Origin of the sequence: Pseudomonas sp. PDM30 (assembly GCF_019218985.1) — a bacterium.
GTDB lineage: Bacteria > Pseudomonadota > Gammaproteobacteria > Pseudomonadales > Pseudomonadaceae > Aquipseudomonas > Aquipseudomonas jessenii.
Genome location: NZ_JAHUWM010000002.1, coordinates 317,789 through 341,350, shown reverse-complemented (window position 1 = coordinate 341,350; position 23,562 = coordinate 317,789). Strand labels below are relative to the sequence as shown.

Here is a 23,562-nt window from a genome sequence, read left to right as displayed (position 1 = left end):
CCCGCCGGACGGGCGGTCCGTTGCATAGGCAAGCTGCCGGGTGGCCGGTATACTCCGGCGCAATTAATGCATTTTCAAGGATTTCGCCATGAAGCGCCTGATCTCTTCCCTTGCTGCGCTCCTCGCGGTTGCCTGCCTTGTGTCGGCCTGCGGTCAAAAAGGCCCGCTGTACCTGCCCGATGAAGACCAGGACCCTGTGGAGCAAGCCAAGTCGTCGCAGCAGCAGCCTGCCTCCAAAGCACACAAGCACGACGTCTACCAATAATAAGGGAACCTCATGGACGCTTTTAACTACCGTGACGGTGAACTGTTCGCGGAAGGTGTTGCCCTGTCTGCCATCGCCGAGCGCTTTGGTACACCCACCTACGTTTACTCGCGCGCGCACATCGAAGCCCAATACCTGGCTTACGCCGATGCGCTGGTCGGCACACCGCACCTGGTGTGCTACGCGGTCAAGGCCAACTCCAACCTGGGTGTCCTGAATGTCCTGGCGCGTCTTGGCGCCGGTTTCGACATCGTCTCCCGTGGCGAGCTGGAACGCGTACTGGCCGCTGGCGGCAGCGCCGACAAGATTGTGTTCTCCGGCGTCGGCAAAACCCGCGACGACATGCGTCGCGCCCTGGAAGTCGGCGTGCACTGCTTCAACGTCGAATCCACCGACGAGCTGGAACGCCTGCAGGTGGTCGCCGCCGAACTGGGCGTTCGCGCGCCGATTTCGCTGCGCGTGAACCCGGACGTCGATGCCGGCACCCACCCGTACATTTCCACCGGTCTCAAAGAGAACAAGTTCGGCATCGCCATCGCCGACGCCGAAGACGTGTACGTGCGTGCCGCGCAGCTGCCGAACCTGGAAGTGGTCGGCGTCGATTGCCACATCGGCTCGCAACTGACCACCCTGCCGCCGTTCATCGACGCTCTCGACCGCCTGCTGGGCCTGGTCGATCGCCTTGGCGATTGCGGCATCTACCTGCGCCACATCGATCTCGGTGGTGGCCTGGGCGTGCGATACAAGGACGAGGAGCCGCCACTGGCTGCCGACTACATCAAGGCCGTGCGCGAGCGTCTCGACGGCCGTGACCTGGCGCTGGTGTTCGAGCCGGGCCGCTTCATCGTCGCCAACGCCGGCGTGCTGCTGACTCAGGTCGAGTACCTCAAGCACACCGAACACAAAGACTTCGCCATCGTCGACGCCGCCATGAACGACCTGATCCGCCCAGCGCTGTATCAGGCCTGGATGGACGTCACTGCCGTGAGCCCGCGCACCTCCGCTGCCCGCGCCTACGACATCGTCGGCCCGATCTGCGAGACCGGCGACTTCCTGGCCAAGGATCGTCAGCTGGCGCTGGAGGAAGGCGACCTGCTGGCCGTGCATTCGGCCGGTGCCTACGGGTTTGTCATGAGTTCCAACTACAACACCCGCGGCCGTGCCGCAGAAGTGTTGGTGGACGGTGATCAGGCATTTGAAGTGCGTCGCCGTGAAACGGTAGCCGAGTTGTATGCTGGCGAAAGCCTGCTGCCGGAGTAAAACCATGCTGCTGCGTTTTACCAAGATGCACGGCCTGGGCAATGATTTCATGGTCCTCGACCTGGTCAGCCAGCACGCGCACATTCTGCCCAAGCATGCCAAGCAATGGGGTGACCGGCACACCGGCATCGGTTTCGACCAGTTGCTGATCGTTGAAGCGCCGAGCAACCCGGACGTGGATTTCCGCTATCGGATCTTCAACTCCGACGGTTCCGAAGTGGAACAGTGCGGCAACGGTGCGCGCTGCTTCGCCCGTTTCGTGCTCGACAAGCGCCTGACTGCAAAACGTGTGATTCGCGTCGAGACCAAAAGCGGCGTCATCGAGCTCGACGTGCGTAACGACGGCCAGATCAGCGTCAACATGGGCGCCCCGCGCCTGGTACCGGCGGATATTCCGTTCCAGGCACCGGAGCAGGCCAAGAGTTATCAGGTCGACGTCGACGGCACCCCGGTCGATCTGGCCGCCGTGTCCATGGGCAACCCCCATGCCGTGCTGCGGGTCAGCGATATCAACAACGCGCCGGTGCATGAGCTGGGCCCGAAAATCGAACATCACCCGCGCTTCCCGGCACGGGTCAATGTCGGTTTTCTCCAGGTCATCGACCGGAGCCGCGCGCAATTGCGCGTCTGGGAACGTGGAGCCGGGGAAACCCAGGCTTGCGGAACCGGCGCCTGTGCCGCCGCAGTGGCCGCGATCAGCCAGGGGTGGATGGATTCGCCGCTATTGATCGACCTGCCTGGCGGGCGCTTGTCCATCGAATGGGCAGGCCCTGGCCAACCGGTGATGATGACCGGCCCGGCAGTGCGCGTATATGAAGGACAAGTGCGTCTTTGAGTGAGCGAAATCCATGACCGACAAGCCTCAGGTACCCGCACGACAAGCTGACGAATCACCGTCCGAAAGCCTCGAGGCGGCGGCTGTAGCCGCGTACCTGGAGGCTCATCCGGACTTCTTCGTCGAGCACGAAGAACTGCTCCCGTCCCTGCGTATCCCCCATCGGCGCGGCGATACCGTGTCGCTGGTCGAGCGTCAGATGACCATCCTGCGCGACCGCAACATTGAACTGCGTCATCGCCTGTCGCATTTGATGGACGTGGCCCGGGACAACGACCGCCTGTTCGAAAAGACCCGTCGCCTGATCCTGGCATTGATGGATGCTGCCAGCCTGGAAGACGTGGTGATGTGCGTCGATGACAGCCTGCGCCAGGAATTCCAGGTGCCCTTCGTCAGCCTCATCCTGCTCGGCGACAACGCCATGCCGGTGGGCCGCTGGGTCACCCACGCCGAAGCTCAAGTGGCCATCGGCGGTTTGCTCTCGGAAGACAAAAGCGTCAGCGGCAGCCTGCGCGAGCATGAACTGGACTTCCTGTTCGGCGAAGAACAGCGCAAGCAGATCGGCTCCACCGCGGTTGTCGCCATCAGCCACCAGGGCATCCACGGCATCCTGGCCATCGCCAGCCGTGATCCGCAGCACTACAAAAGCTCGGTGGGCACCTTGTTCCTGAGTTACATCGCTGAAGTCATGGGTCGCGTGCTGCCACGGGTCAACAATTCCCTGCGCTCGGTACGCTGAACATGGAACGACAACTGGACGCTTACTGCGAACACCTGCGCAGTGAGCGGCAGGTGTCGCCGCACACACTGTCGGCTTACCGCCGCGACCTCGATAAAGTGCTGGGCTGGTGCGTCAAACAGAATATCGGCAGCTGGACGGCGCTGGACATCCAGCGCCTGCGTAGCCTGGTTGCCCGTCTGCACGCCCAAGGCCAATCGTCCCGCAGCCTGGCGCGATTACTGTCAGCCGTTCGCGGGCTCTATCACTACCTGAACCGCGAAGGCCTGTGCGACCACGATCCGGCCAATGGCCTCGCACCGCCCAAAGGCGAACGCCGCCTGCCGAAAACCCTCGACACCGACCGCGCCCTGCAACTGCTGGAAGGCGGGGTCGAGGATGACTTTCTGGCACGTCGGGACCAAGCGATTCTCGAGCTGTTCTATTCCTCCGGCTTGCGGCTTTCGGAGCTGACGGGGCTCAATCTCGATCAGCTCGATCTGGCTGACGGCATGGTCCAGGTGCTCGGCAAAGGCAGCAAGACCCGCCTGCTGCCTGTAGGAAAAAAGGCCCGCGAAGCGCTGGAGCAGTGGCTGCCATTGCGAGCCATGGCCAACCCGACGGACGATGCGGTGTTCGTCAGCCAGCAAGGCCGCCGCCTCGGCCCCCGGGCGATCCAGGTGCGGGTCAAGGCTGCCGGCGAGCGCGAACTGGGGCAGAACCTGCATCCGCACATGTTGCGACACTCCTTCGCCAGCCATTTGCTGGAATCGTCCCAGGACCTGCGCGCGGTGCAGGAACTGCTCGGGCACTCGGACATCAAGACCACACAGATCTACACCCACCTGGACTTCCAGCATCTGGCAGCCGTCTACGACAGCGCCCACCCACGGGCCAAACGCATGAAAGGCGACGATACATGAGTATTCAGTTGATCACCTTCGACCTCGACGACACCCTGTGGGACACCGCCCCGGTGATCGTCAGCGCCGAAGCCGTTTTGCGTGAATGGCTGACCGAGCACGCGCCCAACCTGGGGGCAGTGCCGGTGGAACATTTGTGGGCCATTCGTGAGCGCGTATTGAGCAACGAGCCCAGCCTCAAGCACCGCATCAGCGCCCTGCGTCGGCGAGTGCTGTTCCACGCACTGGAAGAGTCCGGTTATGGGCATGACGAAGCCTCGGACCTGGCGGACAAGAGTTTTGAAGTATTCCTGCATGCCCGGCATCAGATCGAAGTGTTTCCGGAGGTCGAACCGACCCTGGAAATCCTCGCCAATCATTACGCCCTCGGCGTGGTCACCAATGGCAATGCCGATGTGCGTCGGCTGGGCCTGGCGGATTACTTCAAGTTTGCGCTTTGCGCCGAAGACATCGGCATTGCCAAACCCGATGCGCGATTGTTCCAGGAGGCCTTGCAACGCGGTGGCGCGACCGCTGAATCGGCGGTGCACATTGGCGATCATCCAGGTGATGACATTGCCGGTGCGCAGCAGGCGGGAATGCGGGCGATCTGGTTCAACCCGGCGGGCAAGGCTTGGGAAGCCGAACGGTTGCCGGATGCGGAGATTCGCAGCCTGAGCGATTTGCCGGCATTGCTGGCGCGGTGGAATTCGGTATCGAACTGACAAAAAAACCGTGGGAGCGAGCTTGCTCGCGATGAGGGCTTAACATTCAAAATAAATGTTGCCTGACACTCCGCCATTGCGAGCAAGCTCGCTCCCACAGGGATCACCACAGGTTTCATGTTTTTGTTTCAGGCATGAAAAAGCCCGCAGCGACGGCGGGCTTTTTCAGTAAGCGGGTAGCAGGCTCAAATAGGCCGGCTGCCGTACTTGTTGTCCGGCTTCTTGGGCGGATCGGCGACCACATTGGCCTCCACTTCCTGCACCTTGCCACCCTTGGCCAAAAACTCCTCCATGGCCCGCGCGAGAGCATCGCGTTCCTTGTTCTTGGCTTCGACACTCGGCAGCTCATCGACCGATACCGCTGCCTTGGCCTTGCCTTTGGCGGTCGGAACCGGCGCATCACCACCGTCGTCTTCAGCGACGTCTTCCGCCGCTGCTTCCAGACCTTCTTCGGTTTCGTCGTCGTCGCCTACTTCGAGGTCGTCGTTTTCCAGATCATCGTCGCTCATGTTCTACCTCATGACTTGCGAAAAGCAGATTAGTTATAGCCCAGCTTTGCCCTCTGTCGAAGGCTGCCGGAAAAAAATCAACAGCCGCTGCTGACCAGCGGTTATGCCCCTTCACCGTGCACGGTGGCGAGGACTTTACGGGCACCGCCATGATCACGGTGCTCGCCCAGATAAACGCCTTGCCAGGTCCCCAACGCCAACCGGCCTGCCGCAATCGGCAAACTGAGCTGACAGCCAAGCACGCTGGCCTTGAAGTGCGCCGGGAGGTCGTCCAGGCCTTCGTCGTTATGCTCATAGCCGTCTGTTCCTTGTGGGATCAGACGATTGAAAAATCGTTCGAAGTCGCGACGTACCGCCGGATCGGCGTTCTCGTTGATGGTCAACGACGCCGAGGTATGCTGCAGCCACAAGTGCAACAGACCGACCCGACACGCCTTGAGTTCAGGCAGGCCGGCGAGTAACTCGTCCGTTACCAGATGAAAGCCCCGGGGCCTCGCCCGCAAGGTAATCAGAGTCTGTTGCCACATACAGTTCTCCGCACGTTCGGGGCGCATTCTAGCGCGCTCTGTGAAAAAACAAAGGCCCTAATATTCCTTCAATCCTGTAAGCCTTTGGCTGCACAAAAACACCCGACGTAAACATCATAAAACCTGTAGGAAAAAACCTTTCAGCTCGGCCTTCAACGACAAATTCCAGACAAAAAAATGCCCGGCAAGCCGGGCAGTTTTTTACGCGCCTGCTTACAAGTTGTAGCCGCGTTCGTTGTGAAGCGCCAGATCGATGCCGACCGCTTCTTCTTCTTCGTTGATCCGCAGGCCCATGACCGCATCCAGCACCTTGAGGATGATGTATGTAGCGATCGCGGTGTAGATCACCGTGAAGCCCACGCCTTTGCACTGAATCCACACTTGTGCGGCGATGTCGGTCACGGTGCCGAAGCCACCCAGGGACGGAGCAGCGAACACACCGGTCAGGATTGCGCCGAGGATACCGCCGATACCGTGCACGCCGAAGGCATCCAGGGAATCGTCATAGCCGAGCTTGCGCTTGAGGGTGGTAGCGCAGAAGAAGCACACCACGCCAGCCGCCAGACCGATTACCAACGCGCCCATCGGGCCAACGGTGCCGGCAGCCGGGGTGATTGCCACCAGACCGGCAACCACGCCCGAAGCGATGCCCAGTGCGCTAGGCTTGCCGTGGGTGAGCCACTCGGCAAACATCCAGCCCAGTGCAGCAGCAGCGGTAGCGATTTGCGTCACCAGCATCGCCATGCCGGCGGTGCCGTTGGCCGCAGCGGCGGAACCGGCGTTGAAACCGAACCAGCCAACCCACAGCATGGCCGCGCCCATCAGGGTGTAACCGAGGTTGTGCGGCGCCATCGGCGTGGTCGGGAAACCCTTGCGCTTGCCCAGCACCAGGCAAGCAACCAGGCCTGCTACACCGGCGTTGATGTGCACCACGGTGCCGCCAGCGAAATCGAGCACGCCCCAGTCCCACATCAGGCCACCGTTGCCGGACCAGACCATGTGCGCAATCGGCGCATACACCAGGGTGAACCAGATGCCCATGAAAATCAGCATCGCGGAGAACTTCATCCGCTCGGCGAACGCACCGACGATCAGCGCCGGGGTGATGATCGCGAAGGTCATCTGGAAGGTGATGAACACCGCCTCGGGGAACAGCGCTGCCGGGCCGGTCAGGCTCGCTGGCGTGACACCCGCAAGGAACGCCTTGCCCATGCCGCCGAAGAACGAGTTGAAGTTGACGACGCCCTGCTCCATGCCCGTGGTGTCGAACGCGATGCTGTAGCCATAAATGACCCACAGGACGCTGATCAGACCGGTAATGGCGAAGCACTGCATCATCACGGAAAGAATGTTTTTCGACCGAACCATGCCGCCGTAGAACAGCGCGAGGCCGGGAATGGTCATGAACAGCACGAGAGCTGTCGAGGTCAACATCCAGGCGGTGTCGCCGGAGTTGAGGACTGGGGCCGCCACTTCGTCTGCCGCCAGAGCAAGGCTGGGCATTACGATGGACAACAGGGCTCCTAGCCCTGCGAATTTACGCAGAGTCATATTGTTTTCTCCTGGGGCGTTGGGTTTGTGGCGGCTTAGATCGCGTCGGTATCGGTTTCGCCGGTACGGATGCGAATCGCCTGTTCCAGATTGACCACGAAGATCTTGCCGTCACCGATCTTGCCGGTGTTGGCAGCCTTGGTGATGGCCTCGATTACCCGGTCCAGATCCTTGTCGTCGATGGCGACGTCGATCTTCACCTTGGGCAGGAAATCGACCACGTATTCCGCGCCGCGATACAGCTCGGTGTGACCCTTCTGCCGACCAAAGCCTTTGACTTCAGTGACGGTAATGCCCTGCACGCCGATCTCGGACAGCGACTCGCGTACGTCGTCCAGCTTGAACGGCTTGATGATGGCAGTGACTAGCTTCATGAAAACTCTCTCCCGAATTTGGTGGACTTGCCCCAGGAAAACAAACCCGTCTCAAGTCTAAGCGCAGTGCCTGGCTTTGTAACGCATCGTCGGCCTTACCTGCCCGTTCGACGCCAGCTAACCGCTCCTCACGAAACACTCCCCCGCGTTCCGTTTGGCGCACTGCATTCGTCACAGCGACTGCATCAGTGCATGGGTCACCAGCATCTAAGCAGAAAGCTTGCCATCTCCACAAAACCGACTGTTTTCAAGCCATTACAGGTGGATGGTGGATACTTCGCGACAAGACCCCGCACGTTACGCACAACAACGGTGCAACGCCGCCTGTCCCAATGCGCGAAAATCGTGCATCCCTTGCCCGCGCAAATGACTATAGACACTGCGTGATACACTGCCCGTCATTGTTTCCAGGACATTGCCCATGCTCGCGCCAAAAGACTTCCTCGACGCCCTCACCGGCACCGCCTCCCGCCTTTTCAGCGGCGACACGCCTCTGCCGAAAGCCGAAATCGAAAGCCAATTCAAAATGTTGCTGCAGAGCGGCTTCAGTAAACTGGATCTGGTGAGTCGGGAAGAGTTCGATAGCCAGATGGTCGTACTGGCACGCACCCGCGCCCGCCTCGAAAGCCTCGAAGCGAAAGTGGCCGAGCTGGAAGCGAAACTGAACCCACCAACCGAATAACACCGCAAATGCTCACTGTGAAACCCAATCCACTGTGGGAGCGAGCCTGCTCGCGAAAAGGTCGAAACGACCTTCAGATTGACCTGTAGGAATTGCCGCAGGCTGCGGTATTCAAGCCCGCAAGAATCCCGGCAACTTCCTACGAAGATCTCATTCCCCGTCCGATTGCGCCGCAAAGCTCCGGTTCCTAAGCTCACTCCCAGCTGATTAGTCAGCAATGGGTTTGACGACTCGAACAGCACCCGACGCACCGTGACGACGTTCGAACCAGAGATTTATTCCTTTCTCGAATTATGGCCGTGCATGGGAGACCTTCGGGCCTGCCGGTATTTCCGCAGGCTCCGGTTCGCAAATCCGCTCGAAAAAGTTTAAGCCCATATTACATGGCTTAGATAATAGTTTGTGATGAGCACAACTTTTTAAATGGAATACTGTTACCAACACCACAAGGAGCAACACCCATGAAAATATCCAAGTCTTTAATTGCCGTTTTCGCATTGACTGCATTTCACATAAGTTCAGCGGTCGCTGGGCCGTCCGTTACAGTCACATTCAAGAACCTTGGAACACAGACTGCTACGTATACCCCCATAACAAACAACGAAGCTATAACGAAAGCAAACGCATCACCTACTCCACAAGCGTCCGTGATTGCAAATGACTCAGATACGTACGTCATACAAAGCCAGATATCACCTGATTACAATCATGCTAATTTGCGATATCAAATTGGTAACAAGAAATGTATTTATTTAGCTACATTTGTGACTACTCCTGGCTTTGGCGCGAGTAAAATTCCAAAGTGGAATAATACGGCCACGCCTAGTGGTGGGGCCACCTGCACCATCAAAGTAACTAAAGCAAATCCGTCCACCTATGCCTGGTCAGTAGTACTCACCATGAAATAAAGCATGTAGCGATATTTAATGGGCTTGTAAGATCTTGATAAAGCATCAACATTTATTAGGCGATGCATCATATTTTAGTCATCGAACAGGGAGCAGAAAAGAATGGTTAATTCACTAAACAATTTTGCAGCTAACAGCGGCCAAGCGCTCGCTGGAACAAAAAAATTGACAGCGACTCCCGGCAAAAACCCAGGCATCAACCAAAGCACACCCCAAGGCCCACTTGGCAACGCACGAGATAGTAGTACCGTTTCCACCCTAGCGAGCCAATTGAGCGAAGCCTCAGTACGCGCACAGGCCCGGGATGCACGCCTAACTAGAACGGAACTGAGTTCGATGGCTAATAACACATTCAACGAGTTAGTGAGTGCTAATTATACTGCCAATAAATCAACATACGACTCTGAAGTTCCTGACACAGATAATGCCACATTACTAGCGCGCGCCAAAAGTGCGACACAGTATACAAACGGACTCGGCAAAAATCCGTTTTCGGGGATGCCCATGGATCAGCTTGCCTTAATTACTTACGATGACAGCGGCACCTTTACCATCAATGAAAGACGGGCAGCACTGGAAGAGTCAGCCAAACAAGAATTTGCATGGCGACAGAAAGTGGTGGCCGAAGCAGAGTTTGAATACAACAACACTGGAAAACTCACAAACTTCTCCAAAAGTGTCCTTGACCATTACAAGGGCTTGCCCCCAGTTCAGCAAGCACAGTATCCAAACAACTACGAAGCCAAACTTAAGCACTGGATAGATTTAGACTTCAACTATTTTACGAATGTCGCAGAAGGTAAAAAGAAGATGGATGCCGAGAGCTTCGCCGGCAAAATCCTGAACGGCGATAATAGCTTGTTTGACGACACAACTTCTTCCAAACAAGCTGCCTCAACATAAGTTGCTTGATTTACACGCGAAATAAATGCGCAGGGGCGTGTCAGGCTGGCTTTGTCAGCAGGTTTTACGACAGCTGTGCAGCCAAACTCAGCGTTTGGCTGCTGTTACAGAGCGTGGCTTCAGCAACATTCTGCGAAAGTTTCCCTCCTCTCCGACCGGACTCCACGACTACCCTTCAAAAACCCGCAGGAAGCGGCTCCCGTCATCTCAAGGAACGACCATGTCCCTCTCCATCGTCCACAGCCGCGCCCAGATTGGCGTGGATGCGCCCGCTGTCTCCGTTGAAGTCCACCTGGCCAATGGTTTGCCGTCGCTGACGATGGTCGGTCTGCCCGAGGCGGCGGTTAAGGAAAGCAAGGACCGGGTGCGTAGCGCGATCATCAATTCGGGGCTGCAGTTTCCGGCGCGGCGGATCACGTTGAATCTGGCGCCGGCCGATTTACCCAAGGATGGAGGGCGGTTCGATCTGGCGATTGCCCTGGGGATTCTCTCGGCCAGTGTGCAGGTGCCTACGTTGACGCTCGATGATGCGGAATGCCTTGGGGAGTTGGCGTTATCAGGTGCCGTGCGGGCGGTTCGTGGGGTCTTGCCAGCGGCGCTGGCAGCGCGCAAGGCCGGGCGCTGGTTGATGGTGCCGCGAGCGAACGCCGAGGAAGCGTGCCTGGCCTCGGGACTGAAAGTAATTGCGGTGGATCATCTGCTTGAGGCCGTTGCGCATTTCAATGGGCATACACCGATTGAGCCTTATGTCTCCAATGGCCTGCTCTACGCCAGCAAACCCTACCCCGACTTGAATGAAGTGCAGGGGCAACTCGCGGCCAAGCGTGCGCTGCTGATCGCTGCCGCTGGTGCTCACAACCTGTTGTTCAGCGGGCCGCCGGGAACGGGAAAAACCCTGTTGGCGAGCCGCTTGCCGGGATTGCTGCCGCCCCTGGCCGAAAATGAAGCGTTGGAAGTGGCGGCGATTCAGTCGGTCGTCAGTTGCTCGCCGTTGAGCCATTGGCCGCAGCGGCCGTTTCGCCAACCGCATCACTCGGCGTCCGGCCCCGCGCTGGTGGGGGGCGGCTCGAAGCCGCAGCCCGGCGAAATCACCCTCGCCCACCACGGCGTCCTGTTTCTGGACGAACTACCGGAGTTTGATCGCAAGGTTTTGGAGGTGCTCCGGGAGCCACTGGAATCCGGCCACATCGTGATCTCCCGTGCCAAGGACCGCGTACGCTTCCCGGCGCGCTTTCAACTGGTCGCCGCGATGAATCCCTGCCCCTGTGGATATCTTGGCGAACCGAGCGGCCGTTGCTCCTGTACGCCGGACATGGTTCAGCGCTATCGCAACAAATTGTCGGGGCCGCTGCTGGATCGTATCGATCTGCACCTTACGGTTGCTCGCGAAGCCACGGCGCTGAATCCTGCGTTGAAACCCGGCGACGATACTGCCACCGCCGCCGAGTTGGTTGCCGATGCACGAGAACGGCAACAAAAGCGCCAAGGCTGCGCCAATGCATTCCTCGATTTGCCGGGCCTGCGCAGACACTGCAAGTTATCCACAGTTGACGAAACCTGGCTGGAAACGGCGTGTGAACGGCTGACCTTGTCGCTGCGAGCGGCCCATCGACTGCTCAAGGTTGCTCGCACCTTGGCGGACCTTGAGCAAGTCGATGGCATCACCCGTGAACACTTGGCCGAGGCGCTGCAATATCGGCCGACAACACTCTAGTCAGCATCACCCCTTGTTGAGGTCAACCAACGGCGTCTGCCGCACCTCAGTCTCCCGCCCACCCTGAATTTCGCTCACCTGCTTCAAGGCCTTATCCACAGCCGCCTTATCCGCCAACAAGCTGTAGTTGATGCGGAACTGCTTGTGTTCCTTCGGGCCAATCGTCGGCACCAGGTTCAATGGCCGCTGATACCGGCGGTTGTAGGAAAAACTCGTCCCCGGTTCCAGCCCTGTGACATAGCCCTGCCCCTGGGTATCGGTGTTTTTCCACAGGGAGAACACGGGCAGTGTTTGAGTATTGAAGCCGACCGAAACCCCCAGGCTGCCGGCCTTGTTATGTAACACGGTCAACGTATCGCCCTTGGCATCGGCATACGGCACCACGTTGTAAACCGTCTCGTCGTAGTCCTTGGTCGGTGCACGGTAGGTTTGCCAGTCCGGCAGATCGCCTTTGGCTTTGTCGTTGAACGGTGAGACCTGTTTCACCGGCGCGGCGAAGCGGGCGCCCTGTTCCAGGAACGGCGTGCTGAAGTTGCTGTGATACAGCGCCTGGTATTCCTTCGGATAGTCGCCGTTGTTGGTCAGGGTGTCGTTGAGGGCGAACGTTACGCTGCCGGGTTCGGTGACCAGTTCGGTCGCCACGGAGAAGTCGACTTTCTTGAACGCCTGCTCTTTCAGCTCGCCACGCAGGCTGATGGCGTATGGCGGTTTTTCATCGATGTGCAGGGTGACTTTGTTGGCCGGAATGTTGGCGGCGCGGCCGTGCAGGGTCAGCAGTTCACCGTTGTCCATGCCGGGATGGCCGACCCATTCGTAGCCGCAACGGGTGACCAGCTCATTGAAACCTTCCAGCCAGCCCAAGCCACCGCGGCCATTGAGTTCGATGAAGGACGGGTTGACCACTTCCTTGACCGGCGAATCCCAGCCCATGCGCACATTGCCGACCGAGGCCTGCAAGACGTTCATGCCGCGAGTCGGCACCACCGAGAGTTTCATCGTGCCGTTATCGATGTCGACGATGCTGACGCCCTCCTGCCGACCGCCGTGCAAGGTGCGCAGGGTCACGGAGAAGGGTTTGTCGGTTTTCACCCCGAGTTGCTGGCTGGTGATCTGCCAGCTCTGGGCGGCTTTGTCGGTGTCGAGCAGGACGTAATCCCAGGCCATGGCGTGGGAGGCAGCGGACAGCGCGCTGAGGGCAACGAAGAGTTTGAGCGGGGACATGGGGAAAGCCTTTCTTGGAGTTGTGCATTTTTTATAGCGCTGATGAAACGATTCAGCAAGCATAAAAAAGCTTACGCCCGAGCCTTCCCAAGCTAATTAAATTTGACCTTATGCAACCTCCGCACGCTTACGTTAGTCTCATAAGGTTTAAACCTCCGGCAGATTGACGGCGATATCATTATGACACTAATGTCGCCCGCTAAATGCAGGAGCAAGTACAGACACATTTGTCTGTCATTTTTGCGCAACGGATCGTATGGAGTTTGAATGCGCGGGGCACTATTACGCAGCGGTAAGAGCGGGTCATTCACTGCCCTCGGCGAAACAGGTCAACCGGTCTACCGAGCAGCCCTGCAATTGCGCGAAGCCATTCGCCGCAAGAACCCCGAGTTGGTCGATCATCTGGCCATCCCTCAAAGCGATGAACTCGGGAACCAGATCGATTGGTACAGCGCTCTCGACGGCGATGTGATTCCGTGGAGCAGCGCGACCGAAGAAGAACGTGCCCCTGCCCGCCGCCAGCTTGAAGCGCTGAAGACCGCGCTCGAAGAATTGAGCCAGCGTTTCCTGAGTACGGACTCCGCCGAACAGCCGCAAGGCGACAAAGCCGTGTTCGGTAAGCTGCTCAAGCGCGTGATTCATTTCCCGGACGAAAACTTCGTCTACCTGGTGCAAGGCAAACCGGTGCTGACTTTCTGGGGTTTCGAGCATGCCGGCACCGGCAATGGCGATCCCCTGCACTGCCTCTATCAGGTACCACCCGCGTTCACGCTGCCACCCGAGGTCGAAGCGCCTGTTGTTCCGCCCGTTGTGCCGGTGGTTGCTCGTCCGTGGTGGCGTCGTTGGTGGTGGCTGTTGCTGCTGCCGCTCCTGCTGCTGCTTTTGTGGCTGTTGCTCGGCCTCCGAGGGTGCGTACCGATTCCGTTGGTGGCGGTAGATTTGCTGCCTGACGGCGTTGTGCCAGTAGAAAAACAACTGGAAGAGCCGCCACTGTCCGGAAATGTCACGACACTCAACAACGTTCCGGTGACAGGCACCGTTATAGGCTCGACCACTGGAACCGGCACCGCCGTGACTGGAACGCATGGTGTGGAAACGCCGGCCGTCGAGGGTAACGAGGCTGACATGGCACCCGCCGACTTGACCAAAGACCCGGCCATAGACCCGGCAGCTGAAAACAAAACTGCGCCACCCGAAAACAAAACTGAGCCACCAGAAAACAAAACCGCGCCGCCGGATGTCACATCGCCCGAGGCAGAAAAACCCGCCGCTGCCAAACCCGGCCCGCCCCTGAGCATCCCGCCAGACGCCGCCGACGGTGCCGCCAAGTTTCTCGATGGACAGTACAGCGCAGGCGCCGGGATTCAGGATCGCCGAACCGGCAAACCGCTACGTCTGGAGTACCAACTCAAGGACGGTAAGGGCCAAGTCACCGTACATCAGGCCGACGGCTCGAAATGCAGCGGGCCGGTGAGCGCTACTATGAAGGGTGGCAGCCTGGCCATCGACAGCCAGGGCCAGGCCGTTTGCGGCGATGGCAGCACTTACGACATGCCCAAGGTCAGCTGCCGCCCAGGGGCGACCACGATCGCAGACTGCACCGGTGGTTACGGAAAAGAACAATTCCCCATGTCCATGCGGCAAGTGGCCGAATAAAAACGGAATAACCCGACATGTTGCCTGAAGTCACTCAATTCGAAGACACCGTCACACTGGTCAGCGACACCGGCATCCAGTTCATGGATTTCGCCCTGCGCCTGGATCCCCGCAAGGAACCGGCGGGCGAGTTCGCACCGATGATCAGCGGGCTGATCTGCCGCCTGGCGTACAACGAAGAGAAAGACTTCTTTTTCTACGAACCCGAACCGGAAAAGGTCGAAAAAGCCAAACCTGCGTTCAGCGTCGACATGAAAAGCAGCCTCGATTTGCTCGACGGTATCTGGCTACCGATCCCGTTTTTCCGCTTCATGCCGCCGCATCGCTTCGACGAAGGTCCGACCAACTGGTCGCGCATGCGTTTGGTGAAATTGGCAACTCCTGACATCGACGGTAATACCCACCGCCTGACGATGGCGTTCGACAGCCGTGTGATGCCCAAACGTGACGGCACTGCCTATCTGGCGCCGAACGATGAAGACATCAGCTCCGGCGTGTCTTTCAAACTGGCGACCAAGGCTAGCGAAACCCGCTGGTTCCTGGCGCAGCCGTGGGTCAACGAGTGGTTGCTGGAAGTGTTCAATGAGGGCAATGCCCACCGTTCGCGCGCAGAGCTGGACATCGATATTCGCGCTAACCATCACCTGGCGCACTACCTCAACTTGCTCAGCCTGTTGAGCAAACCGTCAGCCGCCCAGGAGTCGAAGGCCCGGGCGAAAGTTGAAATCCCCGAGCTGAAAGTGGTCGCCAACGACAGCAATGGCCTGGTCAAACCCATACCGGTGGACCTGGTGCTGGACGTCGGCAACTCGCGCACCTGCGGCATCCTGATCGAAAACCACGGTCAGGCCGGCTCCGGCCTGAAGCAGAATTATGTGCTGGAACTGCGTGACCTGATCACCCCGGAACACACCTATAACCTGCCGTTTGAAAGCCGCGTGGAGTTCTCCCAGGCGTACTTCGGCAAGGACCACTGCTCGGTCAAGAGCGGTCGCCACGATGCGTTCCAATGGGCGACGATTGCCCGTGTCGGCAATGAGGCCAGTCGTCTGGCCAGTCGTCGTCGCGGCACCGAAGGCTCCACTGGCCTGTCCAGCCCGAAACGCTATCTGTGGGACGAAAACGCCTATGGCCACGGCTGGCGTTTCAACTGCTCGTATATAAAGACCGACAATGAGCCGTACGCCACCGCCGCGCCGTTCTCGCACCTGATCAACGAAACCGGCGAGGCGCTTTACAGCCTCGAAGAAGACGATCGTCTGCCGGTGTTCATGCCGCGTTACTCACGCAGCTCGCTAATGACCTTCATGCTCGCCGAAGTACTGGCCCAGGCGCTGTCGCAAATCAACAGCCCGGCCCAGCGTTCGCGCCAGGGTCACACCCGCGTGCCGCGCCAGCTCAACAGCATTACCCTGACTGTGCCACCGGGCATGCCACAGGCCGAGCGCAGCATCCTCAACGAACGCATGCTGCAAGCCATCGGCCTGGTGTGGAAAAGCCTCGGCTGGCATGCCGGCGAGGAAGATCCACATCAGGATCAGGCCGTCAGTCCGCGCACGCCGATCCCGAGTATCCGCGTGGAATGGGACGAAGCGTCCTGCGGCCAGTTGGTGTACCTGTACACTGAGGTCAACGAGAACTTCGCCGGTCACCCGGAAGAGTTTTTTGACACCATCGCCCGGCCGGACAAGGTCGACCGCCAACGCATCACCCTCGCGACCATCGACATCGGCGGTGGCACCACCGACCTGGTGATCACCGACTATCGCCTCGACCGTGCGGGCAATACCGGCAGCGGCAGCAACGTGCACATCGTGCCGGAACAGCGTTTTCGCGATGGCTTCAAAGTGGCCGGCGACGACATCCTGCTGGACGTGATCCAGGACTTCATCCTGCCGAGTTTCGAAAAAGCCTTGCAGAACGCCGGCGTAAAGGCCCCGAACTCACTGATGTCACGGCTGTGTGGCGATGAATCGGTCAGCGCCCAGGACATGATCTTGCGTCAACAATTGAACCTCCAGGTGTTCGCCCCGCTGGGCCTGGCGCTGCTCAAGGCGTATGAGCATTACGATCCGCAGGTCCCGCAAGAAGTCATCCCGCAAAGCTACCGCCAATTGCTCGGTGACAATGCCATCAGCCAGACCGTGCTCGACTACGTCAATGTCGCCGTGCGTCGCGATGTCGGCGCTCAGAGCGGTTTCGACCTGTATGACGCGCCGATCAGCTTCGACCTGCAAAAGCTCCATGCCGCGTTTCTCAACGACCAGATCAACATCACCAAGATCCTTGGTGCGCTGTGTGAAGTGGTCGCGCATTACCCCTGTGATGTCTTGCTGCTGACCGGCCGCCCTTCGCGCCTGCCCGGCATCCAGGCGTTCATTCGCAAGCTGTTGCCGCTGCCACCGGGGCGTATTCTGGCGCTGCAAAACTACCGCACCGGCGGCTGGTATCCGTTTCACAAGAACGGCCGGATCGACGACCCGAAAAGCACCGCCTCGGTCGGCGCCATGCTCTGCCTGTTGTGCGCCAACCACAGCGTGCCGAACTTCTACTTCCGGGCATCGGCGCTCAAGCCGTATTCAACGGTCAAGCACATCGGCGTCATCGATCTGAACAACGTGATCAAGGATGCCGACGTGCTGTACCGCAACATCCAGTCCGAAGACTACAAAATCAAGCTACCGGAAATTGGCGTTGGCGACGCCGCCGACACGCCGCAGCTGGAGATGCGCGGCGACCTGCGCCTCGGTTTCCGCCAGTTGGCCGCTGACCGCTGGGCTGCTTCGCCGTTGTATACCTTGCGGTTCACCAAGGCGGGTCGGGAGAAGTTTTCCCGGGCAACCGGTGAAAACGGCAGCGCCCCGCTGCTCAAGGTGCGGTTCGAGGTCAAACCGGCGGACAAATACACGCGCAAGCAGGATCTGGTCAGCGACCGCCTCTCGGTTCGCGACATCGAATCCAACAGTAACAACGTCAACTTCAACCCGCGCAGCGACCTCGAGCTGGAACTCAACACCATGCTCGACGCCGGCCTGAGCGAGACCAAGTACTGGCTCGACAGTGGAAGTGTGAAACGCAAATGAAAGACCTGACCCCCGATCAAACTCAGCTCTCTGCCAGTTGGGCCGCTGTTTATGAAGGCGCCGGTCAGGCGCTGGACTGGATTGACCAGACGCGCGGCAATGCGCCGCGCCTGGACAGCGAAGCCGACAACCTGAACATCCGCCTGCACCGCGCCCGCAACCTGGCTCAAAGCCTCGGTCGCGTGGCCTGCACGCCGATGACCATTGGCTTTTTCGGCTTGTCCCAGGCCGGCAAGTCCTACCTGATTTCGGCCCTCGCCGCCGGTCAGAACGGTAAGCTGGAAACCGAGTTCGGCGATCATCGCCTGGACTTCATCAAGCACATCAACCCGGTGGGTGGTGGCAAGGAAGCCACCGGCCTGGTAACGCGCTTCAGCCGTCGGGCGACGGAAAGTCAGGACAAGGACTTCCCGGTAGAACTTACGTTGTTCAAGGAAATCGAGCTGGCGAAGATTCTCGCCAACGCCTGGTTCAAGGATTTCGACCTTGAGCGGATTTCCTACGAGATCGACGAGGAGCGCATCCAGCGCGTGCTCAAACCGTTCGAAGGTCGCGAAACCGGGCCGCTGCAAACGGGCGTCAACGCCGACGATCTAGTGTCGCTGTGGGATTACCTGCGCGACAATTTTCGCAACTCGGTGAAGAAGCTTGAGCACCTGTTCTGGCCCAAAGCGTTGCAGCTGGCGCCACACCTGAATTTCCAGGAACGGGCCGAGCTGTTTTCGATCCTCTGGGGTGAGCAAAGCGAGTTGACACGCGTGTACCAGAAACTGGCCGGCGCGCTGCACAAGCTGGGGCTGCCCGAGACCGTGTTCGCACCGTTGAAGGCCTTGGTGAGTTTCGACAACGACACCTACAGCCAGCGCGACAGCATCATGAACGTCGACATCCTCGAACGCTTCGGCAGCCCGCTGGACTTACCGATCGAGGTTCGACCGCTGGTTGGCGATCGCCTGCAAAACAGTCAGGCGATTGCGGTCGCGCAACTGGCGGCACTGACCGCCGAAATGACCTTCCGCCTGATCGAAGCGCCGGTGGATGACATCGTCAATCAGGTCGACCTGCTGGATTTCCCCGGTTATCGCGGGCGCCAGAAACTGCACGAGATCGCCGATTCCAACGACCCGCAATCCAGTACCAAGGACAACTCCGTTTCCCAGCTGATCCTGCGCGGCAAGGTCGCCTACCTGTTCGAACGCTACACCGACAACCAGGAAATGAACGCACTGGTGGTCTGCACCAGTTCGACCAAGCAGAGCGACGTCAACGACGTGGGTCCGGTGCTGACCCGCTGGATCGAAAAAACCCAGGGCGCCGACTCGGCTGCTCGCAGCAAGCGCGATACCGGCCTGATCTGGGCGCTGACCATGCTCGACCTGCGCATTACCAACTCCCTGAGTCTGACACCCGATCAGTACGACGAGAGCTGGAACGGCATGGTCAAGCTGACCATGCTGGAGCGTTTCGGTAGCCTGAGCTGGATGAACGACTGGGCCGGTACACCGTTCCAGAACACCTACCTGGTGCGCAAGCCGCGTATGGATGCGGCGTTCATCGGGCAAGACGCAACCGGTGCGGAAACCGGCCTCAATGCCATTTATCAGGAACGTGTCAGCGCGCTGGGCACCAGCTTCGCCAGCAACGCTCTGGTGTGCAAACACATCAAGAATCCGGTCAACGCCTGGACAGAAATGCTGCGCAACGATGACGGTGGCATCAGCCACTTCAGCGGCAGTTTCAAAGGCGTGGCCAATATCGAATTTAAATTGCAGCGTATCCGCGAGCAATTGAGCGAATGCCTCGAAGGCCTGACCACTCACGGTCTGAGCACCTGGTACCACGCTGACGACGACGGCGCCGCAGCCGCCAAGAAAGCCAAAGCGCAAATGATTCTGACGAGCTTGGGCCGTCGCCCGGCGGTACTTGGCGAATTGATCGATCAACTCGACATACCGAGCGAAGAGGTGCGCGACCTGTACCTCAGCGGCGTGTACGAAACCGATGACGAGCCGGCCGTGAACGACGAGCCGGTCACCCCGACACCGAGCCAGAGCCTCTACGGTAATGACACCGGTTTCAATTTCGATTTCAGTGACGACCCGGGCCACGACGCGCCAGTCAGCAGCAAAACCGGCACCCCGGCGCCCGAACCGCAAAGCAACGAGCACCGTTTCGCCAAAGCAGCGTTCAAGGCCTGGATCGCGCACTTGCGTGAACTGACCACCCGGCAAAGCCTGCTCAACCTGCTGGGGCTGGAAAAGGCCTTGCTGGAAGCGGTGGTCGATGAACTGATCACCGCCGGCTATCGCCAGGATTTGCCGGGGCAACTGAGCCGCGCCGTCCTCAAGCGCGCACAAAGTGGCGCGCGGCGCGATCAACTGGTTGAGCGCCAGGTGCTGGAAGTGCAGCGCGTGCTGCGCGATTTCGTGTCCTGGTTCGGCTACCTCCAGAAACCGGTAAGCGAGCGTCCGAACAGCCGCGCCGGTGCCAAGGAGCCCTTGTTTTCGTTCTACACCGACATTGGCCCTGGACAAGTGCCTGTACTGCCGGCGCAACCGGCGAATCAGGCGCAACGGTATCTAGGCGACTGGCTTTCGGGCCTGGCCTACATCACGCAGGACAATGCTGGCCATGGTGCTGGACGTGAAATCACCCCTGAACAGAACGAACGGCTGGGCCAAGTGCTCACAGCCTTCGCAGCGAGATAAGCAATGCCAATTCGTGTCGACCTGCTCGCGTTAGAGCCCAATGTGCCTGGCCAGGCTCGCCTCACTGTGAAGAAATGGCAGGGTGACGAGGAACAGCTGGAGTTTTCCATTCAGCGCAACCAGGACGGTTTTTACCTTCAGGACCACAAGGCCTGGAGCAACAATCCATTCTGGTTCAAGGTCTCGCGTTTCAACCTCGCGGCCAACGGCGAAGCTTTGGAAACCCAGGTCGGACCGGACGTGGTTGACCCACTGCTGGAAGGCGGCGCCAACTCGCAATTCCAGATCGAACTGCGTGAACAGAGCCAAGGCCACGCCGACAAAGGCGTGGTTCGGCCAGGCGTCGGCTTGCTGCCGTCCACGGCCGGCGGCCAGACACGCTCGACTTACGGCGGTGCCGAACTGACGGCGCCGAGCGCACCGGCACCGGAGATCCCGGAGATCCCGGATTTGCCTGAACTGACCCTGTCCACCGCCGAGCCAGAAGTGGAGTTGGAATCGGTACTCACCGAGCGCGCCTATACGCCGCCTCCCGCACCGGTGAAGAAAAGCAACAAAGGTCTGATCGGCCTGTTGATTGTGGTGTTGTTGCTGGCGGCGGGCGCCGGATTCTGGTTCTACAAACGCACCCCAGCGCCTGCGGTTGCAGCCACTGCCAGCGCACCTGCCGGCGCCAATGCTCAAGCCTGCACCCTCGACAGTATGAACAGCCTGCCCGAGTTGACCTTCGTCCAGACCTGCATCAAGGCGGCACCCGACAGTGCCAGGTTGTTGGAGATCATCGACCAGGCCAAGGCCAGTAAACACTGCGGCGTCGCCCAGCGCCTGTACGCCAACCGTGCCCAGGCTGGTGACGTGCTGATCGCCAACGCCTATGCCCGTGAATACGACCCTAAATACCTGAAGGCCAGCGAGTGCTTCCCGGCTGCGGACAACGCCACCGCCGCCTACTGGTATGAAACCATCCTCACCCAGGACCCGAACAATGCCGAAGCCAAGCAGCGTTTCGAGGAGTTGCAGAAGTGATGCGTTCACCCATGAGTCGACTCCTGCTGAGCGGTGCCGCCTTGCTCGCGCTGTGCATCAGCCCACTGTCCCAGGCCGATGACAAACCGCTGATCCAGGCCGGTAAAAAGACCCTGTTCCAACGCGTGCTGACCACACCGGGCTGCAAAATCAGCTCGACGGCGGGCGGTGCCGAAGGTGAAGCACAACCGGTCTTCAGCCGCTTCTATGTGTACGAACGTGCGCAAGCGAACAATGCCGAATGGCTGAAAGTCGGTCCCGACAGTTATGGCAAAACCATTGGCTGGCTGCCTGCCAGCTGCACCACCGACTGGAAGATGCAGCTGACGCTGGCCTTCACTAACCCGGCCAACCGCGACCGGCTGCTGTTCTTCAAGGACCGCGCCACCGTCGAAGGCATCCTCGATGCACCGGACCCGGTCAGCAAAGTCGCGCCGCTGCGGGCCACGCTGAAAAAGGGCCTGCAAGCACCGGGCGTACTGGCTGAAGAACCTGAATACTTCGTCGACCTGCAAAAGCAGTTCTACCTGCTGCCGGTGCTCAGTGGCGAAGAAGTCATGACCGAAAGCGGTTTCCGCACGCGCCTGCTCAATGTGGCCTCCGTCAGCAAGCCGGATGACAAGAACGCCAAGGGCGGGGCTGCAAACAGCCCTGCCGGCAGCAAGGAAGCCGAAGAGAAAAAGGCCAACCAGCTGAAGGAATTCAGCGCGGCCGTGGTATTTGTCATCGACTCGACGATCTCGATGGACCCCTATATCGACCGCACCCGCGAGGCGATCCGCAAGGTTTACCAGAAGATCGAAGCGCAGAACCTCGGTAAGCAGGTCAAGTTCGGCCTGGTGGCTTTCCGCTCCAACACCCAGGCAGTACCGGGGCTGGAATACACCACCAAGATGTACGCCGACCCTACCAAGGTGAAAGACAGCGCCGACTTTTTCGCCAGGATCAAAGACCTCAAACAGGCTAACGTGTCGAGCAGCAGCTTCGATGAAGACTCGTTTGCCGGGGTCATGGAGAGCATCGACAAGGTCGACTGGAGCCAGTTCGGCGCACGCTACGTGGTGCTGATCACCGATGCGGGCGCCATCGAAGGCGACGACAAGCTGTCGAAGACCGGCTTGAGCGCTGCACAGGTACGTATCGAAGCCGCCAACCCGGGTGTGGCGATTTACACGCTGCACCTGAAAACCCCGGCCGGTGCCAAGGACCATGCCAAGGCCGAGGCGCAATACCGGAATCTGTCGACCTACCCGGGTACCAACACTTCGCTGTACTACCCGGTAAACGCAGGCGATGTGCAAGAATTCGGGCGCAAGGTCGACACACTGGCCGCAGCGATCACTACACAAGTCAAAGCCGCCTACATGGGCGAAGACGCCATCGGCAGCGCGGCGAACGCCAAGCAGGACCCGGCCGAGAAAAAAATGCTCGAAGACGCGGCGCTGATCGGCCACGCCATGCAACTCGCCTATCTCGGCGAGAGGACCAACAGCAAGGCCCCGCCAGTGTTCAAGGCATGGATCACCGACCGCGACCTGATCAAGCAGAACATTCCGACCACCGACGTGCGGGTGCTGCTGACCAAGTCACAGCTCAGCGACTTGAGCGACGTGATGAAGCAGATTCTCGATGCCGCCAACGAGGGCCTGATTTCGCCAACGGACATGTTCAATCGCCTGCGCTCGGTGGCGGCGACCATGGGCGCCGATCCCAATCAGCTCAAACAGAACAGCAACGCCAAACTGGCGGACATGGGCGTGCTCGGTGAATACCTTGAAGACCTGCCTTATCAGAGTGAAGTGCTGAACCTGGATGAAGAGACCTGGAAGAGCTGGGATGGTCTGGCACAAGAAAAATTCATCCGCACGCTGAACACCAAACTGCGGCATTACCAGCGTTACAACGCCGATGTCGACCGTTGGGTAGCCTTAGCCAAAGACAGCGATGCGCGGGACAACGTCTACCCCGTCCCGCTGGAAATGATGCCCTGACGAG

General features: G+C 59.4%; 20 protein-coding genes. 15 read left to right on the top strand and 5 right to left on the bottom strand.

Translation table 11 applies throughout. From position 1 onward, the window contains the following. Window positions 1-88: 88 nt before the first annotated feature. From KW840_RS05545 to KW840_RS05520, 6 genes are read left to right on the top strand one after another with little or no spacing between them, the layout of a single operon-like run. On the top strand, window positions 89-265 hold the full coding sequence (locus KW840_RS05545; RefSeq protein ID WP_007980804.1) for a lipoprotein: 177 nt from the start codon (window positions 89-91) through the stop codon (window positions 263-265). A gap of 12 nt (window positions 266-277) precedes the next feature. Continuing rightward, window positions 278-1,525, top strand: a complete 1,248-nt coding sequence (lysA, locus tag KW840_RS05540; protein WP_057712781.1) for a diaminopimelate decarboxylase — start codon at window positions 278-280, stop codon at window positions 1,523-1,525. Between the two features lie 4 nt (window positions 1,526-1,529). Beyond that, window positions 1,530-2,360: a diaminopimelate epimerase gene (dapF, locus tag KW840_RS05535; protein ID WP_057712780.1), complete on the top strand. Its 831-nt coding sequence runs from the start codon at window positions 1,530-1,532 to the stop codon at window positions 2,358-2,360. Between the two features lie 13 nt (window positions 2,361-2,373). Continuing rightward, on the top strand, window positions 2,374-3,099 hold the full coding sequence (locus tag KW840_RS05530) for a DUF484 family protein (protein ID WP_218494639.1): 726 nt from the start codon (window positions 2,374-2,376) through the stop codon (window positions 3,097-3,099). A gap of 2 nt (window positions 3,100-3,101) precedes the next feature. Continuing rightward, window positions 3,102-4,001 (top strand): tyrosine recombinase XerC, encoded by a 900-nt coding sequence (xerC, locus tag KW840_RS05525; RefSeq protein WP_218494638.1) that lies wholly within the window; start codon window positions 3,102-3,104, stop codon window positions 3,999-4,001. Then, entirely contained in the window at window positions 3,998-4,705 is a 708-nt protein-coding gene (locus tag KW840_RS05520; RefSeq protein WP_218494637.1) for an HAD family hydrolase, read from the top strand. Before xerC ends, KW840_RS05520 begins: the two co-directional genes overlap by 4 nt. Before the next feature lie 185 nt (window positions 4,706-4,890). Here the strand turns inward: KW840_RS05520 and sutA are convergent, their stop codons facing one another. From sutA to glnK, 4 genes are all read right to left on the bottom strand, one after another. Continuing rightward, window positions 4,891-5,214, bottom strand: coding sequence for a transcriptional regulator SutA (gene sutA / locus KW840_RS05515; protein ID WP_008050867.1), 324 nt, complete (start codon window positions 5,212-5,214; stop codon window positions 4,891-4,893). Between the two features lie 101 nt (window positions 5,215-5,315). Then, on the bottom strand, window positions 5,316-5,741 hold the full coding sequence (locus KW840_RS05510) for a secondary thiamine-phosphate synthase enzyme YjbQ (protein ID WP_057712777.1): 426 nt from the start codon (window positions 5,739-5,741) through the stop codon (window positions 5,316-5,318). A 213-nt stretch (window positions 5,742-5,954) separates the two neighbouring features. Beyond that, entirely contained in the window at window positions 5,955-7,292 is a 1,338-nt protein-coding gene (locus tag KW840_RS05505; RefSeq protein WP_057712776.1) for an ammonium transporter, read from the bottom strand. A gap of 35 nt (window positions 7,293-7,327) precedes the next feature. Further along, entirely contained in the window at window positions 7,328-7,666 is a 339-nt protein-coding gene (glnK, locus tag KW840_RS05500) for a P-II family nitrogen regulator (protein WP_002555808.1), read from the bottom strand. 421 nt (window positions 7,667-8,087) lie between these two features. On the opposite strand from glnK, the gene KW840_RS05495 reads away from it, so the two are divergent. The 4 genes from KW840_RS05495 to KW840_RS05480 all read left to right on the top strand — a co-directional run bounded on the left by KW840_RS05495 (window position 8,088) and on the right by KW840_RS05480 (window position 11,873). Beyond that, on the top strand, window positions 8,088-8,348 hold the full coding sequence (locus tag KW840_RS05495) for an accessory factor UbiK family protein (RefSeq protein ID WP_046038993.1): 261 nt from the start codon (window positions 8,088-8,090) through the stop codon (window positions 8,346-8,348). 461 nt (window positions 8,349-8,809) lie between these two features. Beyond that, a complete protein-coding gene (locus KW840_RS05490) occupies window positions 8,810-9,256 on the top strand; it encodes a hypothetical protein (protein ID WP_218494636.1) in 447 nt (148 codons plus the stop codon). Window positions 9,257-9,358: 102 nt separating this feature from the next. Continuing rightward, window positions 9,359-10,159 (top strand): hypothetical protein, encoded by an 801-nt coding sequence (locus KW840_RS05485; protein ID WP_256353200.1) that lies wholly within the window; start codon window positions 9,359-9,361, stop codon window positions 10,157-10,159. Window positions 10,160-10,379: 220 nt separating this feature from the next. After that, the gene (locus KW840_RS05480) at window positions 10,380-11,873 is read left to right on the top strand and encodes a YifB family Mg chelatase-like AAA ATPase (protein ID WP_218494635.1); all 1,494 of its coding nucleotides are present in this window, start codon (window positions 10,380-10,382) and stop codon (window positions 11,871-11,873) included. Window positions 11,874-11,879: 6 nt separating this feature from the next. On the opposite strand, the gene KW840_RS05475 is transcribed toward KW840_RS05480, so the two are convergent. Next, entirely contained in the window at window positions 11,880-13,094 is a 1,215-nt protein-coding gene (locus KW840_RS05475; RefSeq protein WP_090452124.1) for an aldose 1-epimerase family protein, read from the bottom strand. Window positions 13,095-13,361: 267 nt separating this feature from the next. Between KW840_RS05475 and KW840_RS05470 the strand changes: the two genes are divergently transcribed. The 5 genes from KW840_RS05470 to KW840_RS05450 are packed head-to-tail and all read left to right on the top strand — an operon-like array spanning window position 13,362 to window position 23,558. Next, entirely contained in the window at window positions 13,362-14,750 is a 1,389-nt protein-coding gene (locus KW840_RS05470; protein ID WP_218494634.1) for an SrfA family protein, read from the top strand. 17 nt (window positions 14,751-14,767) lie between these two features. After that, the gene (locus KW840_RS05465; protein ID WP_057712771.1) at window positions 14,768-17,833 is read left to right on the top strand and encodes a virulence factor SrfB; all 3,066 of its coding nucleotides are present in this window, start codon (window positions 14,768-14,770) and stop codon (window positions 17,831-17,833) included. Beyond that, on the top strand, window positions 17,830-20,541 hold the full coding sequence (locus tag KW840_RS05460; RefSeq protein ID WP_218494633.1) for a putative virulence factor: 2,712 nt from the start codon (window positions 17,830-17,832) through the stop codon (window positions 20,539-20,541). Before KW840_RS05465 ends, KW840_RS05460 begins: the two co-directional genes overlap by 4 nt. Window positions 20,542-20,544: 3 nt before the next feature. Continuing rightward, window positions 20,545-21,567, top strand: a complete 1,023-nt coding sequence (locus tag KW840_RS05455) for a hypothetical protein (RefSeq protein ID WP_154909803.1) — start codon at window positions 20,545-20,547, stop codon at window positions 21,565-21,567. Window positions 21,568-21,578: 11 nt separating this feature from the next. After that, entirely contained in the window at window positions 21,579-23,558 is a 1,980-nt protein-coding gene (locus tag KW840_RS05450) for a vWA domain-containing protein (RefSeq protein WP_057716539.1), read from the top strand. The last annotated feature ends 4 nt before the right edge of the window (window positions 23,559-23,562 follow it).

What these genes read in the sequence shown, in the direction of transcription:
- glnK (WP_002555808.1), bottom strand. Translation starts at nt 7,666, where the DNA reads ATGAAGCTAGTCACTGCCATCATCAAGCCGTTCAAGCTGGACGACGTA.
- KW840_RS05450 (WP_057716539.1), top strand. Translation starts at nt 21,579, where the DNA reads ATGAGTCGACTCCTGCTGAGCGGTGCCGCCTTGCTCGCGCTGTGCATC.
- KW840_RS05520 (WP_218494637.1), top strand. Translation starts at nt 3,998, where the DNA reads ATGAGTATTCAGTTGATCACCTTCGACCTCGACGACACCCTGTGGGAC.
- lysA (WP_057712781.1), top strand. Translation starts at nt 278, where the DNA reads ATGGACGCTTTTAACTACCGTGACGGTGAACTGTTCGCGGAAGGTGTT.
- dapF (WP_057712780.1), top strand. Translation starts at nt 1,530, where the DNA reads ATGCTGCTGCGTTTTACCAAGATGCACGGCCTGGGCAATGATTTCATG.
- KW840_RS05460 (WP_218494633.1), top strand. Translation starts at nt 17,830, where the DNA reads ATGAAAGACCTGACCCCCGATCAAACTCAGCTCTCTGCCAGTTGGGCC.
- KW840_RS05470 (WP_218494634.1), top strand. Translation starts at nt 13,362, where the DNA reads ATGCGCGGGGCACTATTACGCAGCGGTAAGAGCGGGTCATTCACTGCC.
- KW840_RS05505 (WP_057712776.1), bottom strand. Translation starts at nt 7,292, where the DNA reads ATGACTCTGCGTAAATTCGCAGGGCTAGGAGCCCTGTTGTCCATCGTA.
- KW840_RS05510 (WP_057712777.1), bottom strand. Translation starts at nt 5,741, where the DNA reads ATGTGGCAACAGACTCTGATTACCTTGCGGGCGAGGCCCCGGGGCTTT.
- KW840_RS05465 (WP_057712771.1), top strand. Translation starts at nt 14,768, where the DNA reads ATGTTGCCTGAAGTCACTCAATTCGAAGACACCGTCACACTGGTCAGC.
- xerC (WP_218494638.1), top strand. Translation starts at nt 3,102, where the DNA reads ATGGAACGACAACTGGACGCTTACTGCGAACACCTGCGCAGTGAGCGG.
- KW840_RS05480 (WP_218494635.1), top strand. Translation starts at nt 10,380, where the DNA reads ATGTCCCTCTCCATCGTCCACAGCCGCGCCCAGATTGGCGTGGATGCG.
- KW840_RS05545 (WP_007980804.1), top strand. Translation starts at nt 89, where the DNA reads ATGAAGCGCCTGATCTCTTCCCTTGCTGCGCTCCTCGCGGTTGCCTGC.
- sutA (WP_008050867.1), bottom strand. Translation starts at nt 5,214, where the DNA reads ATGAGCGACGATGATCTGGAAAACGACGACCTCGAAGTAGGCGACGAC.
- KW840_RS05490 (WP_218494636.1), top strand. Translation starts at nt 8,810, where the DNA reads ATGAAAATATCCAAGTCTTTAATTGCCGTTTTCGCATTGACTGCATTT.
- KW840_RS05485 (WP_256353200.1), top strand. Translation starts at nt 9,359, where the DNA reads ATGGTTAATTCACTAAACAATTTTGCAGCTAACAGCGGCCAAGCGCTC.
- KW840_RS05495 (WP_046038993.1), top strand. Translation starts at nt 8,088, where the DNA reads ATGCTCGCGCCAAAAGACTTCCTCGACGCCCTCACCGGCACCGCCTCC.
- KW840_RS05455 (WP_154909803.1), top strand. Translation starts at nt 20,545, where the DNA reads ATGCCAATTCGTGTCGACCTGCTCGCGTTAGAGCCCAATGTGCCTGGC.
- KW840_RS05475 (WP_090452124.1), bottom strand. Translation starts at nt 13,094, where the DNA reads ATGTCCCCGCTCAAACTCTTCGTTGCCCTCAGCGCGCTGTCCGCTGCC.
- KW840_RS05530 (WP_218494639.1), top strand. Translation starts at nt 2,374, where the DNA reads ATGACCGACAAGCCTCAGGTACCCGCACGACAAGCTGACGAATCACCG.